The organism is Erythrobacter sp. Dej080120_24 (genome assembly GCF_036322605.1).
GTDB lineage: Bacteria > Pseudomonadota > Alphaproteobacteria > Sphingomonadales > Sphingomonadaceae > Erythrobacter > Erythrobacter aurantius.
The window spans coordinates 2,708,982-2,723,920 of sequence record NZ_AP027262.1 but is presented as its reverse complement, the minus strand read 5'-3'; the positions used below and the strand labels follow the sequence as shown (position 1 = coordinate 2,723,920).

At 61.5% G+C, this 14,939-nt stretch carries 12 protein-coding genes and 1 other RNA gene; 4 read left to right on the top strand and 9 right to left on the bottom strand.

The window, feature by feature from the left end; genetic code table 11:
- The first annotated feature begins 132 nt into the window (after nucleotides 1–132).
- The 3 genes from AABA34_RS13120 to AABA34_RS13110 all read left to right on the top strand — a co-directional run bounded on the left by AABA34_RS13120 (nucleotide 133) and on the right by AABA34_RS13110 (nucleotide 1,978).
- Nucleotides 133–834: a CPBP family intramembrane glutamic endopeptidase gene (locus AABA34_RS13120; RefSeq protein ID WP_338302979.1), complete on the top strand. Its 702-nt coding sequence runs from the start codon at nucleotides 133–135 to the stop codon at nucleotides 832–834.
- Nucleotides 835–857: 23 nt separating this feature from the next.
- Nucleotides 858–1,199, top strand: a transfer-messenger RNA (tmRNA) gene (gene ssrA / locus AABA34_RS13115).
- Nucleotides 1,200–1,270: 71 nt separating this feature from the next.
- Nucleotides 1,271–1,978, top strand: coding sequence for a hypothetical protein (locus AABA34_RS13110; protein WP_338302978.1), 708 nt, complete (start codon nucleotides 1,271–1,273; stop codon nucleotides 1,976–1,978).
- Between the two features lie 4 nt (nucleotides 1,979–1,982).
- On the opposite strand, the gene AABA34_RS13105 is transcribed toward AABA34_RS13110, so the two are convergent.
- From AABA34_RS13105 to AABA34_RS13090, 4 genes are all read right to left on the bottom strand, one after another.
- Nucleotides 1,983–2,237: a hypothetical protein gene (locus AABA34_RS13105; protein WP_034954924.1), complete on the bottom strand. Its 255-nt coding sequence runs from the start codon at nucleotides 2,235–2,237 to the stop codon at nucleotides 1,983–1,985.
- Between the two features lie 148 nt (nucleotides 2,238–2,385).
- Nucleotides 2,386–3,636 (bottom strand): N-succinylarginine dihydrolase, encoded by a 1,251-nt coding sequence (locus AABA34_RS13100; RefSeq protein WP_338302977.1) that lies wholly within the window; start codon nucleotides 3,634–3,636, stop codon nucleotides 2,386–2,388.
- A complete protein-coding gene (locus AABA34_RS13095; protein ID WP_338302976.1) occupies nucleotides 3,633–4,649 on the bottom strand; it encodes an arginine N-succinyltransferase in 1,017 nt (338 codons plus the stop codon). The genes AABA34_RS13100 and AABA34_RS13095 overlap by 4 nt, the downstream gene beginning before the upstream one ends.
- Before the next feature lie 11 nt (nucleotides 4,650–4,660).
- The gene (locus tag AABA34_RS13090) at nucleotides 4,661–5,851 is read right to left on the bottom strand and encodes a hydrolase (protein WP_338302975.1); all 1,191 of its coding nucleotides are present in this window, start codon (nucleotides 5,849–5,851) and stop codon (nucleotides 4,661–4,663) included.
- 122 nt (nucleotides 5,852–5,973) lie between these two features.
- Between AABA34_RS13090 and AABA34_RS13085 the strand changes: the two genes are divergently transcribed.
- Nucleotides 5,974–8,070, top strand: coding sequence for a malate synthase G (locus tag AABA34_RS13085; RefSeq protein ID WP_338302974.1), 2,097 nt, complete (start codon nucleotides 5,974–5,976; stop codon nucleotides 8,068–8,070).
- A gap of 24 nt (nucleotides 8,071–8,094) precedes the next feature.
- Here AABA34_RS13085 and AABA34_RS13080 read toward each other — a convergent pair whose 3' ends face one another.
- The 5 genes from AABA34_RS13080 to AABA34_RS13060 form a co-directional block, all read right to left on the bottom strand.
- Entirely contained in the window at nucleotides 8,095–9,084 is a 990-nt protein-coding gene (locus AABA34_RS13080; protein WP_084155960.1) for an alpha/beta hydrolase, read from the bottom strand.
- A gap of 101 nt (nucleotides 9,085–9,185) precedes the next feature.
- Entirely contained in the window at nucleotides 9,186–10,007 is an 822-nt protein-coding gene (rsmA, locus tag AABA34_RS13075; RefSeq protein ID WP_338302973.1) for a 16S rRNA (adenine(1518)-N(6)/adenine(1519)-N(6))-dimethyltransferase RsmA, read from the bottom strand.
- Nucleotides 10,004–11,017, bottom strand: a complete 1,014-nt coding sequence (gene pdxA / locus AABA34_RS13070; RefSeq protein ID WP_338302972.1) for a 4-hydroxythreonine-4-phosphate dehydrogenase PdxA — start codon at nucleotides 11,015–11,017, stop codon at nucleotides 10,004–10,006. Before pdxA ends, rsmA begins: the two co-directional genes overlap by 4 nt.
- 12 nt (nucleotides 11,018–11,029) lie before the next feature.
- The gene (locus AABA34_RS13065) at nucleotides 11,030–12,391 is read right to left on the bottom strand and encodes a peptidylprolyl isomerase (RefSeq protein WP_445083781.1); all 1,362 of its coding nucleotides are present in this window, start codon (nucleotides 12,389–12,391) and stop codon (nucleotides 11,030–11,032) included.
- Nucleotides 12,392–12,559: 168 nt separating this feature from the next.
- Nucleotides 12,560–14,842, bottom strand: a complete 2,283-nt coding sequence (locus tag AABA34_RS13060) for an LPS-assembly protein LptD (protein ID WP_338302970.1) — start codon at nucleotides 14,840–14,842, stop codon at nucleotides 12,560–12,562.
- Nucleotides 14,843–14,939: the final 97 nt, after the last annotated feature.

The window sequence follows — 14,939 nt, the reverse complement described above, 5'->3', positions numbered from 1 at the left end:
CCCGGCGGCTCGTCTGGTCGCCGGGCGAAGTCTGGGCGCTGTTCGTCCTCGATCCGGCCCTTCGGTCGGCCCGAGTGGCGCGTATGCATATCGTCAGATTCGCGTGTGCACGCCCTTTGCTAGGACGGCGCGATGAAACCGACTGTCACACAATTTGTCGATCCCGACGGGCAATCGACGCGCCTCTCGGCTGCAATTGATCTGGTCATCGTCGTCGCGGTGCTTGTGATCGTGAAACAGGCCTTGCTGCCATATACATTCGTATTCGCGGGACCTGCATCGACGCTGTCGGCGATGATCGTCGGCACGGTTCTGCTTTATCGCCGTGGTCTCAAATGGAGCGATCTGGGCTTCCGCTGGCCGAAAAGCTGGCTTGCGGTGCTGGGGTGGTCGGTCGTAATCTTCATCGCCTTCCTCGTCACGGTCGCCGGCGCAAGCGCGTTTGCGAATCTGTTCTTCGAAGATGTCGGGACCAGCGGACGGTTCGATTTCGTGCGCGGCGATCTGGCCGCCTATCTCCTGATCATGCTGGTGGTGTGGACTCACGGATCGTTCTTCGAAGAACTGCTGTTCCGCGCTTTCATCATCACCAAGTTGTCCGATACTCTGGGCGGCATGCGCGGTGCAGGCATTCTCGCCGCCATCGTCGCGGCGGTGTTTTTCGGCTATCGCCATTATTACTATCAGGGGATGAACGGGGCGATTGTGACGGGCGCGATCGGATTGCTGTTCGGACTGATCTATCTGCGCCTCAGGAACACGACGATCTTGCCGCTGATCCTTGTTCACGGTGCGGCAAATACCATTGGCCAGACCAGTCGCTATCTCGGTTGAAGCGAGTAACGCGCCCAGCCTGCTCACTTCTCATTCAGCAATTTGACGCTATATAGGCAGCGTCGGGCAACCGACTATGGCGATAAATTGCTGCGTGCAATAGGCACAACGGACCCGGGGGCAGTACCCGGCGGCTCCACCATAAATCCCGGAATTCCGGGACTTTTGACGGGGCCGAACTAGGATCGACGTGGGCTGAAAAGCGTAGTTTTTGCCCGGGCTGAGTAACCCGTAAAACTGTTCAAAACTCATAAGTGCCAACGATAACGAAGCACTCGCAATCGCTGCGTAATCTGACGGCCTAACGGCCTGATCTTACAAAGCCTATGCGCGGTTGGACCCACCGGGCAACAGAAGCGGATTCCGGGGGCCCGGGGGGGCCTAGCAACAGAACCCCCCACCAATTTTTTCGGCCACGACACTTCTGGGGACAGGTTTGCGCATTCCATTTCTGGCCGCAGGACTGGTGATGATGCTGGCAGCTCCGATGGCAGGCAGCGCATCGGCTGAACCATATCAGCATTATCTGGCGCGGCTGCGGACGATCTGTTCGGTCGAATGTCTTCAACCCAAGCAATTTCAGCGAACCGCCCGGAAACGGGATGCGGAAAGCCAGGGCGAGATGGCGATCATCATGGATGTCGCCGATGTGCAGCGCGTTGGTGACAGGTTGGAACTTTACAATCTCGATACGCAGGCCTCCCCCTTGGAAGAGGTGGAAATTCTCGGTTCGGCGGGAATTGATACCTCAAGCCGTTCGGGCATCGGTGCCTTGCCGCGCGGGCGGCAGACCACCCGTCATCCCAATGTGATTGTTGTTGAAATCGACCAGGAGACGCTGTTCGACCTGCTCAACATCGTGGCGCCGTCGGGTCAGATCTCGGGTGATCGAAACCGCGAAACGGGCATCGTTGTCGAAGGTGAGCGCGATCAGGAATTCATCGAACCAAACCTTAGCGAGCTAAGATCGTTTTTCCGCAATCGCCGGATCGTGGCGCGTGGAAGTCCGCGGCTGGAAGTCGCGACTGTCGGAGCCCGGCGCGATTTCCGGCGCAAGCAGGTCACGCTGGAATTGAGGGATGCCCGCAACCTCGCCATGCTTCCGCGCTTTGACGAGAATGGCGAACCGATCTTGGCCGAATAGCGAGTTACTGCGCCTTTTGCTCGATGCTGGCCTTCAGTTCGGCGAGTTCCTTCTTCACCCTGAGCGAGTCGAGAATCGCAGCACCGGCAAGGAAAACGGCGCCGGTCGCGGCGAAGAACAGCGCCACACCCCAGCCGCCCGGATATTTGTCGAGATAGGCCGAGCCGCGTGCGGTTGCGCCAAGGGCGAGGGCGTAAATGATCACGAAGGCTTCAAGCCTGTTCTTGATCACAAACAGCCGACCGATCTTGCGCAGCATCACCACTCCAAAGGTTAATCCAGTTCAGAGCAAACCCTGTGCCAACGACGCATTGGTGCAGGGTGCACTGGTTAACGTGGATTGAAGTGTAAGCCGATCCGACGCGAACGCAATCGCGTTAACTCTCATTCTTTTCCGCGCGGAACGATCAGTGCAATTCTTCCAGTTCGAGCACGGTCAAAAGCGCCGCTCTCGCGGCGATGACTTGCGCGGCCAGAGCCTCGCTGCCGATGTCCGCCGGGTCGATCTGTTCGGGCCAGGTCCGGCCAATCACTTCCTCGATCCGGTCGGCCTTGGCTTCGTCGAGCAGAAATCGGGGGTCGACCGTCGCAGGGTCGCAAACCACGCGCAGGCGCAGACAGGCCGGGCCGCCGCCATTGGCCATTGATTGCCGTACATCAACGGGGATCACTTGGCGGATCGGGCCGTTGCCGGCCATCATGCTTTCGCAATAGGCCCAGACTGATGCGCTTTCGCGGCATTCTTCGGGGACGATCAGTGCCATCGATCCGTCGGGCAGCGTCAGCAATTGCGCATTGAAGAGGTAAGTCCGGATCGCTTCCTGGAGGGTGACCGCGGAGCTGGGCACTTCCACCACTTCGAGCGCGGGGAAGGCGGCGCGGATCGCGTCATAGGCGCCCTGCTGGTCGGCAAAGGCTTCGGCATGGGTGAAAAGAACCTGCTCATTGGCGACCGACACCACGTCATTGTGGAACGCGCCAGCCTCGATCGCTGCCGGGTTCTGTTCGATGAAGACGCACTTTTCAGGATCGAGCCCGTGCGCACGGGCGACCAGACGGCTCGCCTGTTCGTGCTGGCGTGCGGGGAAGCGGCCCCCCGGTCGACCGTAAACGAACACCTCGACCCCGGCAGCACCGTGCCCTTCGCAAAAACGCATGTGGTTGGCCGCGCCTTCGTCTCCGAAAGTGGGCGGGACCGGACCATGCACTGCGAAGTGGCGGGAGTCGGCAAAGGCGATGTCGAGCTGACGCTTTGTATCGGGCCATTCCTGCGCGCGATGCAGCATGGTGACCAGATTGGCAGGTGACAGATGGCAGCGCCCGTCGGCGGTGTCCGGCGCGGGGCTGACCGTTGCGGCATTGGCAGTCCACATCGACGATGCCGACCAAGGGGCTGCGCGCAAAGCCGCATCTTCCGTGCCGTCATAGGCCAGCACTTGTTGAAGCAGGACGTTCGGCCGGGGGAGCGGAAGCAGGAAACCCTGAACGCCCAGCCGCGCCAGATTTCCGCGCATCTTGGCGATCCCTTGGAGTGCGGCCGCGCGCGGATAGGAGGCATCGCCCTTGTGACTGGCGCTGGCGATATTGCCGAGGCTGAGGCCCGCGTAATTGTGCGAAGGGCCGACGATGCCGTCGAAATTGATCTCCACAAGGCTCATCGCGCGACACTCCAGATCATGTCTCCGTCTTTCACGTTGAGCGCATCAGCCGCAGCCGCGTCGATGGCAATACCGCCTTCGCCGTCGAACTTGCGCGCGCCGTAGCAGGCACGGAAAGTTTCGAGCCGCCCCGTCGCCAGAATCGCCCGCTCGCCTTCGGCCAGATCATGCGACATTAGCTTGGCCTCGACCGAATTCTTCACGCTCGTCACTTCGTCCGTGCGGGCCACCATGGTCGGCCCCCCGTCGAAGATGTCGACATAGCCTTCGTAGTGGAAGCCTTCGTTCTCCAGCATGCGCATGGCAGCACGTCCGGTGGGGTGGGGTACGCCGATCACGCTGCGGGCGTCCTCCGAAAGCATGGAGACATAGACCGGATGCTTGGGCATCAGATCGGCGATGAACTGGTTGCCGTTGATCGCGTTGAAATAATCCGCTTCCTGAAACGACATGCCGAAAAAGCGACCGGCCACACCGTCCCAGAACGGGGAACCGCCGCGTTCGTCGATGATCCCGCGCAATTCGGCCAGAATGCGATCGGCAAAGCGTTCACGATGCATGGCGACAAAGAGATAGCGTGATCGCGCCAGCAACAGGCCGAGCCCGCCTGCGCGCTCATTGGGATGAAGGAACAGCCCGCCGACCTCGCTCGACCCTTCGAGGTCGGTGACGAGGCTGAGCAGTTCCGCGCGAACGGTTCGGTCAAGCGCCTGCGAATACTGGGTCAGCGTGTTGAGGCGATAGGAATAGAACGGCCATTGTTGCCCCACCATTGTCATCAGCTGACACGTACCCGCGACCTTGCGGGTCTGGAGATTTTCCAGGACCAGCACGAACTGTTCGTCAACCAGTGCGTCTTCGGTGTTGGCAAAGGCTTCCGCCGCGCGTTCAAGCTTCGCGCCCAGCGCCTTGCGATCAGGCGGCAGGTTGGTGAAGCCGCCGCCGGTCAGCTTGGCCATTTCGTAAAGGTGTTCCAGATCGGAAAGGCGCGCAGCGCGAAGGCGAAAGCTCAAATGGGTGCTCCCTAGAATTCGAAGTTCGAAAGGCGTTCGATCACGCGCGCCGAAAGAGCGGCGCGCTCTGCCAGGCTGGCGGTGATCAGGAATTCGTCGGCCGAATGGATCGCGCCGCCACGCACGCCCATCGTGTCGACGACGGGTACGCCGCAAGCAGCGATGTTGTTGCCGTCGCACACGCCGCCGGTTGATTGCCAGCGGATGTCCTGACCCAGTTCGGCGCCGCATTCACGCACAAGATCGAACAGTTTCTGCGCCTTGTCATCCACCGGTTTGGGCGGCCGTGTCACCCCGCCGTGGCGGTGAATCGACACTTCGTGTTCCCGCTCGATCGCGCTCAGCACCTTGGCGAGTTCTGTATCAAACCCTTCCATCGCCGATGTCGATTTGGGACGGATGTTGAATCGTAGAACCGCGTGGTCGGGCACGACATTGTTGGGCCCGCCGCCTTCAAGTTTGGCGGGATTGATGGTGATGTCCTCGCGCTCCATCGCCTTCAGCCGCAGGATCAGGTCGGCTGCGGCGACCAGAGCGTTGCGCCCTTCATGCGGATTGCGGCCGGCGTGCGCGCTCTTGCCGCTGAAAGTGATCGAATAATTGCCGGTTCCCCCGCGAGCGTGGGCAAGCGTCCCGTCGGGCAAGGCTGCTGGTTCATAAGTGAGCGCGGCCAGCTTGCCACGCGCCATCTCCGCGATCAGATCGGCGCTGGCGAGCGACCCGGTTTCCTCGTCCGAATTGATCAGCACGTCATAGCCCAGAGATCCGGCGCTGGCCGTCTGCTCAAAGGCCATCAGAGCGTGCAGCATCACGGCTATGCCGCCTTTCATGTCGGCAACGCCGGGGCCGTTGAGGACGCCGTTCTCGAGCCAGCGTTGATGCTGGAACGGGTGGTCTGCCGGAAAAACGGTGTCCATATGCCCGGTCAGAAGGATGCGACGGTTCGCTTGGGGGCGGACTTTGACGACAAGATGCTTGCCATGCGGCTTGGCAAATTCGCTGCCGTCAGCCGCGATCGCGGTGACAGGCCCGGGATCGACAAGGCTGATCTCGCCGGGCAGCACGGAAAAGGCCTTGCTCAAGGCATCGGCCTGCCGGGCCAACCCTTCAAGATTGGCGGTACCGGTGTTGATCGCCGACCATTCCCGGACTTGATCCAGCATGGCGTCGGCATCGATGGAAAGGGGCGTTGTGCGCGTCATTGGCAAAAGGTCTTAGCGGGCGAATTCGCGCCTTCCAACCCGTTGCAATCTGCCCTCCACTTGGCCATAGACGCGCTGTCCTCCTCCCCGGGAACCGATCTGATCGATTCATGAGGACGCCAATGACAAACATGACTGATCGCGCAGGTCTTTCGATTGACGAAAGGCTGGCGGATTTCCTTGAAACGCAGGTGCTTGCCCCGCTCGGGCGCGATGCGGCGGCATTCTGGGACGGCTTTGCCGCAGTCCTTGCCGAGTTTGCGCCGCGCAACCGCGCGCTGCTCGCCAAGCGTGAGGAAATCCAGCGCCAGATCGACAGCTGGCATATCGCGCGCAAAGGCAAGCCGCATGACCCGGCCGAGTATCAGGCCTTCCTCCGGGAAATCGGCTATCTCGTGCGAGAACCGGATGACTTCCAGATCGGCACGCAGAACGTCGATCCGGAAATCGCCACCATGGCAGGCCCGCAGCTCGTGGTGCCGATCCTCAATGCGCGCTTTCTGCTGAACGCGGCCAATGCGCGCTGGGGGAGCCTTTATGACGCGTTCTACGGCACAGATGCGCTCGATGCGCCGCCTGCAAAGCCCGGCGGCTATGACGAGGCGCGCGGCGCGGCGGTGATCGCGCGGGGGCGGCAATTTCTTGATCAGGCCTTGCCGCTGGTCGACCAGAGCTGGGCCGATCTGAAGGACGAACATGACGGCAAATTGCAGGACGAAAACCAGTGGGTCGGCTTTACCGAAAAGGGCCTGCTGTTCCGCAACAACGGCCTGCATATCGAAGTGATCTTCGACCGATCGACACCCGTAGGCGCGAGCGACAAGGCCGGGATAGCCGACATCATGGTCGAATCCGCGCTCACGACGATTGCCGATTGCGAGGATTCGGTCGCGGCGGTGGATGCCGAGGACAAGCTGCTGGCCTACACCAATTGGCTCGGAATTATCCGCGGCGATTTGCAGGAAAGCTTTGAAAAGGGTGGGCGTACGCTAACCCGCAAGCTCAACGGCGACAAAAGCTACAAGGACAGCTCCGGCACCGAGCACAGCCTGCCGGGACGCAGCCTGATGTTCGTGCGCAATGTCGGCCACCTGATGACCAACCCGGCGATCCGCCTGGCTGATGGCAGCGAAGTGCCCGAAGGCATAATGGATGCCGTCTTCACCAGCGCGATCTCGACGCTCGATGTCGAAGGCCATGCGAAATACGGCAACTCGCGCCACGGCTCGATCTACATCGTGAAGCCCAAAATGCACGGGCCTGAGGAATGCGCCTTCACCAACGATCTGTTCGATGCGGTGGAGGATCTGCTCAGCCTTCCCCGCCACACGATAAAGGTCGGCGTGATGGACGAGGAACGCCGCACCAGTGCCAACCTTGCCGCCTGCATTCATGCCGTGCGTGATCGGATCGTCTTCATCAACACCGGTTTCCTTGATCGAACGGGCGATGAAATCCACACCTCGATGCAGGCCGGGCCGATGATGCGCAAGGGCGCGATGAAGGGTTCGGACTGGCTGAAAGCCTATGAAGCGCGCAATGTCGCCATTGGCCTGAAGCATGGGCTTTCTGGCAAGGCGCAGATCGGCAAGGGCATGTGGGCCGCGCCTGATCTGATGGGGCAGATGATGGTCGAGAAAATCGGCCACCTGCGCGCCGGGGCGAACACGGCCTGGGTACCGTCCCCCACCGCCGCGACGCTGCACGCGCTGCATTACCACCAGCTCAATGTGTTCGAGGTGCAGAAAGACCTTCCCGAGCCAATGGGCCTTGATGCGCTGCTTTCGGTCCCGCTGGCCGAAGGCGCGAACTGGTCCGAGGATGAATTGCGCGAGGAACTCGACAACAATTGCCAGGGCTTGCTCGGCTATGTGGTGCGCTGGGTCGACGCCGGAGTTGGCTGTTCCAAAGTGCCCGACATTAACGACGTCGGCCTGATGGAAGACCGTGCGACGCTGCGCATCTCCTCGCAGCATATCGCCAACTGGCTGCTGCACGGCGTGGTGAGCGAGGGAATGGTCATGGACAGCCTGACCCGCATGGCCGCCAAGGTTGATGCGCAGAATGCGGGCGACCCCGCCTATACGCCGCTAATCGGCAATGAGGACGGCCCGGCATTCAGCGCGGCAAAGGACCTGATCTTCAAGGGCGTCGAACAACCGAGCGGCTACACCGAGCCACTGCTGCACCAATGGCGGCAGGTGAAGAAAGCAAGGTAGGGCGCGCGTCCGAAACGCCTATCGCTAATTCACATCAAACCGCCCGTAGATCGGGGTTCCGCCAGTCAGGTGCGCTTCGACGAAATCAGCAGTGCGTTCGAGCAGGGTCTGCCCTTCGACGGTGTTGGTGAAGGTGCCGGTTGCGCCAAATCCGTGCCCGGCGCCGTTCACAGTGTAGAGTGCAAAGCTCACCGCGACCACGTCGGCTCGGTTGGTAAGATCGACTGCTTCCTTGTAATCCACTGTTGCATCATTGGTGCCGTGGATCACGAGGAACGGCGCTTCGCCCACCTCAAGGTCGCTGTCGCGGAACAAGCCGCCCCAATAATCCACCACCACGCGCGGTTCGGGTCGCTGGATGCCGAACTGGTTGAGACCATAGCCCACCTGCAGCACGGTGTAAGCGCCTGCGGATGAGCCCCAATAGGCGATCCGGTCTGTATCAACGCACAAATTATCCTGATTGGCATCGAGGAAGCCGAGCGCCGCCACCGTGTCCTCGAAAGCGGCTGCAATTGCATCGAGGCGCGGTTCGTTCGGATCGCCGCCGCCCGCTGCCACGATATCATCGACCACATCGACGAAGGGCTGCGATGGCAGCGGATCGTCGGGGTCGAGCCGGTACTGGATTGAAACGACATTGATCCCGCGTGGAATCATGGCCTCGGCGATTGCATTCACATTGGAACCGGCTTTGTTGCCGCTCGTAAATCCGCCGCCATGAACAAACAGCACAGTTGGCCGGTTAGCGCTGCACGCTTCATCGGGTGCGTGAAGATCGAGAAACAGAGGTTTTGCACCGTTTACGGTTGCGCCTTCGCCGTACTGGATGTCCGAAGTGAGCGCGATTGCCGCGCCTGTCGGCGTGGGGCTGGGCGTGGGCGAAGGACTTGGACTTGGTGACGGCGCATTCGTAGTCGGCAAGGGTGCTGCATCTTCGCCTCCGCAAGCAGCGAGCGACGCGCTCGCCAGTGCCAAGAACGAAACGGGGGCCACCCTAAACCTGGCGATCATCCTCAATTCCTATGTCTATGATCCGGTCAAACAATCTGTTGACTGCACTTCAACCAAAATCGCCGCGATTGGCCAGTATCGATTTGTCGCGACATGTCGCCTTAACCAAGCGACCGGGCTAGCCCCACAAATTCCGCCACGCTGACAGTTTCAGCCCGCCGGGTCTCGTCGATGCCAAGCGATCCAAGTGCGTCCAACGCACCCGGCACGCCCTTCAAACTCTGGCGCAGCATCTTGCGGCGCTGGCCGAAGGCGGCTTCGGTGAGGCGTTCCAGCGTCCGCGCCGAGACGCCTTCGGGTGCGGCGGCTGGCGTCACGTGAACAATCGCGCTCATCACCTTGGGGGGAGGGGTGAAGGCGCTGCGGTGGACTTTCATCGCGAGCTTGGCGGTGGCGCGCCACTGGGCGAGCACAGCAAGGCGTCCATAGGTGGAACTGCCGGGCTGCGCGACGATGCGCTCAGCCACCTCGCGCTGGAACATGAGGGTCAGTGATTGCCACTGCGGTGGCCAGGCTTCACCGCCGAGCCAGCGCACGAACAGCGCGGTCCCGACATTGTAGGGAAGGTTGGAGAGGACATGGAACGGCTGCCCGTTCATCAAATCCCCGTGATCCAGCTTCAGCGCGTCGCCTTCGATCACCTTGAGTTGGCCGGGGAACGCCTCCCCAAGCTCCTCCAGCGCAGGCAAACACCGGCGGTCCATTTCAATCGCGGTGACATTCGCGCCCGCACGCAAAAGCGCCCGCGTCAGTCCGCCCGGACCGGGGCCGACCTCCAGCACCTGCTTACCGGCAAGATCGCCCGGAAGCGCGGCGATGCGGCTCAGCAATTGCTCGTCGAGGAGGAAATTCTGCCCCAGAGCCTTAGACGCGGAAAGGCCGTGGCGCTGAATGACATCGCGGATCGGAGGGAGGGTGGTCACGCCTTTCCGCTCCGCGCCTTCGCCATTTCGCCTGCCATACGGATTGCGGCAATCATCGCGCCTGCATCCGCCTTGCCCTGTCCGGCGATGTCGAAGGCGGTGCCGTGATCGGGCGAGGTGCGGATGATCGGCAGGCCAAGCGTTACGTTGACCCCGGCATCGAATTCCAGCGCCTTGATCGGGATCAGCGCCTGATCGTGATACATGCAGAGCGCCACGTCATAGGTCGGGCGCAGCAGCGGCGTGAACAGCGCATCGCCGGGTACTGGCCCCGCCACATCCAATCCCTGTACGCGCAAGGAAGCGATGGCGGGTTCGATGGTCCGCGATTCCTCGTCGCCGAACTTCCCATCCTCGCCCGAATGCGGGTTTAATCCCGACACGGCGATGCGCGGGTTGGCGATGCCGAAATCGCGCTTAAGAGCGGCGGCTACGATCTGCGCTTTGTGGACGATGAGTTCGGGCGAAAGCAGGGTCGGTACTTCTGACAGGGCGACATGCACCGTTAGCGGAACCGTGCGCAGCGTCGGCCCGGCCAGCATCATCACCGCATCATCAGGTGCCATCCCGCAGGCTTCCGCGAGGAATTCGGTCTGCCCAGGATATTCGAAGCCGACCTTGGCAAGCTGGGCCTTGCTCACAGGCGCGGTAATGACCCCTGCCGCGTCGCCAAGGATGACTGCGCGGATGGCTTCGGCGAGCGAATAAAGGGCGAGCGCCGCGCCTTCGTCGGACGGCATGCCGGGGGTGTAAGGCGCGTCGATCCCGGCAAGAACCGGCAGGCCTGCGTGAAACGCCATTTGCGCCTCGCCCGCCTCGGCAATGGGAACTATCGTGAAGTCGGCTCCGATCCGTTCAGCAGCGTTTCTAAGCGCTTCGAACCCGCCTACCACGAAGAATGGCTGGCCGGAGCGGCGCAACGCGTCGTAGCTGCGAAGGATGACTTCCGGCCCGATCCCCGCCGGATCGCCGAGCGCAATCGCAAGCGGGGATGGGGCCGGATCAGCCAAGCGGGATCAACCTTAGTTGTATTCGATATAGGCGTCATTGCGCAGATCGCGCAGGTAACGCTGGGCGCGCTTGTTGATGCGCTCTTCCTCGATCGAATTCATCACCGACTGGAACGTTGGTGCGCCCGACTCCTGTGGTTCGTCACGACCGCACAGCATCAGCACGCGAACGCCATCCTGCGCACTACCGAACGGCGGGGTAGTCTGGCCGATCTGCATGTTGAGGAGAATGCCCTGAAGCTGCTCGGGCAGGCGGCGAGCTTCGATCTGGTCATTGGCGACGACGGTCGCGCCGAACTCAGTCTGTGCACGGCCGACATCGGAACAGCCGCGCAGGGTCTGGATGAAAGCGCCGAACTCTTCGATCCGGGTACTGGCCTCCGCATCGGTGGTGCCGGCGGGGAAGGCGATGGAAATCTGGCGCAGGCTGAGAAGCGAATCCCGCGGGTCAGCCGTAAGAACCTGCTGCTTGTCGATCAGATAGATGATCGTGAAGCCGCCCGGAATCTCGATTGGCCCGACAAGCTGTCCCGGCTGCATCTGGCGCACGGCATTGGCCATGGCGGTGGGCAGGGTGGCGAGCCGCAGGAAGCCAGTGTCGCCGCCAACCACCGCCGTGGTGGCTTCGGAAAACTGGCGGGCATAGGCCACGAAGCTGCCACCTTGTTCCAACTGCTGCATGATGCGCTGCATGTTCTGGATCACTGCGTCGCGGTTTTCCGCCGTGGCGTTCATGTAGATTTCGCCGAGCCGGTATTCTTCGGTGCCCTTGGCCTCGTTGAGGCGAGCCAGCACGTCGTTCACCTCTTCCGCGGACACGTTGACGAACGGGGTGATGTTTCGCCGCAGCAGGTTTTCCCACGCCAGTTCGCCTTCGATCTGGCGTTTGAGCGCGGCGGGGGACGAGCCGATGGACAACAGATATTCGTCCATACGCTCGGGGTTGGAGCCGAAGTTCTGTGCGGCCAGCTGTTGGTATGTCTGTTCGACCTGAGCGCGTTCTGCAGGCAATTCAAGCGCTTCGGCGGCCTGAATTTTCAGCGTTTCGTCGATCAGATTTCTAAGCACCTGCGCGCGCAGGCGTTGCAGCTCTTCTTCGGAAACCTCGCCTTCGGCAGAATTGGTGACCAGTCGCACGCGCTGGTCGATATCGGTTCCGGTGATGACATAGCCGTTAACCACCGCAGTCGCGGTGCGTTCATTCGGGTTGTCGCTTCCGTAAACCTGGAAATTTTCCGGGATGCCGAAAGGGTTGTCGGACGTGGGTACGGCCGTGGTCTGTGCTGGTGCGGAAGTTGCCGCCAAGCCCACGAGGCCCGCCGCCATCACTGTTGCACAAGTCTTTGAAAATGCCTTGAACGTCACGATTTCAATCCCGGTTTGTAATAAATCCCGCCAAGTGCGACCCCTCTTCGCACCGGCCAATTTCGCCACACCTAGAGCAGCCTGAAAGTGGCTGAACGCGGCTTAACGGTTACTGAGCGCCAGCTTTCGCGCCCCTTAACCCTTTTTTCGCGCGCTGCCAACGTGTCCGCCAAAGGGTTAGCGGAAACCGAGATTTCGCAAGGCGAAAAAGAACTGGAAACTGTTGCCGGCGCGCGCGTCGCCAGCGTCGATGAAGTCGCGGCGCCAGGTCGCACCGAACTCGATGCAGTCGTCGCTATAGGCAACGCCAAGCCGGGTGCGGATCGGCTCGAAACCGTCAGGGCTGAATACGGGGTCTTCGGCGGCACTGGTCAGGTTGACCACGCCGGAGCCGAACACCGACCAATGCCGACCGATGGTAAACCGGCCAGCGGCGCGCAATTCCTCGCGGTCCTGCAAGTCCTCGACAGTCTGGATGTCGCGATTGAGGCGCAGATAGCCGACTTCGAAGTAATTGCGTTGCGAACCGATGGTGGCGTCGATTTCGTTGCGGCGGATTGCAAAGCTGTCCTTGTCGAGCCGGAAGCGATGGGTGAACTTGAGATCGTTGCGGAACCGCACTTCCGTCCGCCCGACGAAGTCCGAAACGCGCTCGGACAGGCCGGTCCCGTCGGGGAAAATCTCTCTTTCGGTGCTGAAGCGGTACGATTGGCCAATGGTCGATTTGACCCGCCAGCCCGGCTTGGTGAGCTCCCAGTCGACGCCCCAAGTTACCCGCGCTCCGTCTTCCACCCGGTCATACCCGGAGAAGCGGTTGAGTGCGAAAAGGTTTGAATCCTCAAGGTCGATCGCGCGCGCGTCCTCGTTGGGTACGGCAAGGTTGCGGATCGGCGGGCTGGCGACAAATTGCAGCCGCGGCTTGAACACCTGAGTCCCGCCAAAGGCTTCCCCGACAAAAGGCCATTCGATGTCGAGCGCGGCAGTCGCCACGCCGCGCGCGGTCCAGCCTTCGTTTCCGCGATACACATCGGTGATCGTGGCAAGCGTGTTTTGCGTATTGTAGACGTCGCCGCGCACCAATCCGGTGAGCGTCACGACCTGTCCGAATTCGGTGAGCCTGCGCAAATCCCATCGCGCACCGGCAAAGGCGCGCTGTGTGTCCTGACCTTCGTTGCGGATCAGGCTGAGCGTGTTGGCTTGCAATTGGACCTGACCGCCCAGCACCGGGTCTTTCAGGATTTGGCGATAATCCAGCGCGGGAATCGCAAGCGGTATCTGCCCCTGTTCGGCGTTGATCCGCAGCGTCTGCGTGGCCCAACCCGCAAGGCTGAAATAGGAATCGTCGGTGATGCGTTCGATGTTGAATGTCGAACGCAGGCGATCATCGCGGCTCAGATCATAGCGGCGCAGGAACGTGCGGTCGCTCGCCAGCCGGACCGATCCTGTAACGCTCCATTCGGGCGAAATGACAAAGCGGCCATTGGCGAACAGATAGCCGCGCGGGTCGCTTTGAGTGGTGGGCGCGAGGCCGAAATTCGAAACGCGGCTGCTCGACGTGGCATAGCCGGTGATCTGATAGGCGCCCTTTTCTGTGAGGTGTCGCCATTGCCCACGCACCATTGGTGCAACTTCGGAATAGACCGAGGCGCCGATGGTCAAATCCTGATTATCGGAAATGCGCCAGTAATAATCCCCGGAAAGCTCCAGCCCGTTGACTTGATCGATGCGGATGTCCGGCACCAGAAAGCCGCTTTCCGCGCGCCCGTCTGTGCGGATCGCAAGGCCTGGCAGGGGCAAAATGCGGGCCCCGAACAACTCAAGCATCGCCCCGTCGAAACTGACCCGTTCATTAGCAGGATCGTAGCTCACGCGATCGGCGGTGATCCGCCAGCTCGGGTCCCGGTTGCACCCGTCTTCATCAACGACTGCGCAGGCAGAATAGGCCGCATCGGTAAGCGCGACCGTCCCGTCCTCGTTGCGCTGGGCGGATCGAGCGGCAAGCCTGCCGCCTGCACGCAGCGCCAACAACAGCTCATCCATAGCCCCGGCTTCAAACCGGTCATTGAGGGTCAAGCTTTCAGTGAAGACCTGATTGCCGTTCTTGTCCACAAACCGGATGTTGCCGCGCGCGACGATTTCGCCTGTCTTGCGATCCCAGACGACTTCATTGGCACGCACCGAAGCCTGATCGCTGCGCAGGATGACGGTGCCGCGCGCGGTAAGCGTGTCGGCTTCGTTGTCGTAGGTGACCTGATCAGCCTCGAAGGTGATCCGTTCCCCGTTTTCGTCGACTTCCACCGAAACCTGATCGGCAGGTGCAGCGTTTTCCTGGGCAATTGCGGGCGCGGTATGGGCAAGCGCTGCCAGCGCCAAGGCGCCGAGCGCCAGTGGGCTGGTCATGCAGCGCGCAAGAACGCGGTCGCTCGCTGTCACGGCGCGGCCCATTGATACTCCCGTCATGGCTTGCCTATTGCACTGCTCGCGCCTAATCGCAATCGCCATTCCTGGGGCAATTTCCCAGCCGGGATCAGGCGAGTGATATCGCCGGTCCAGCCGA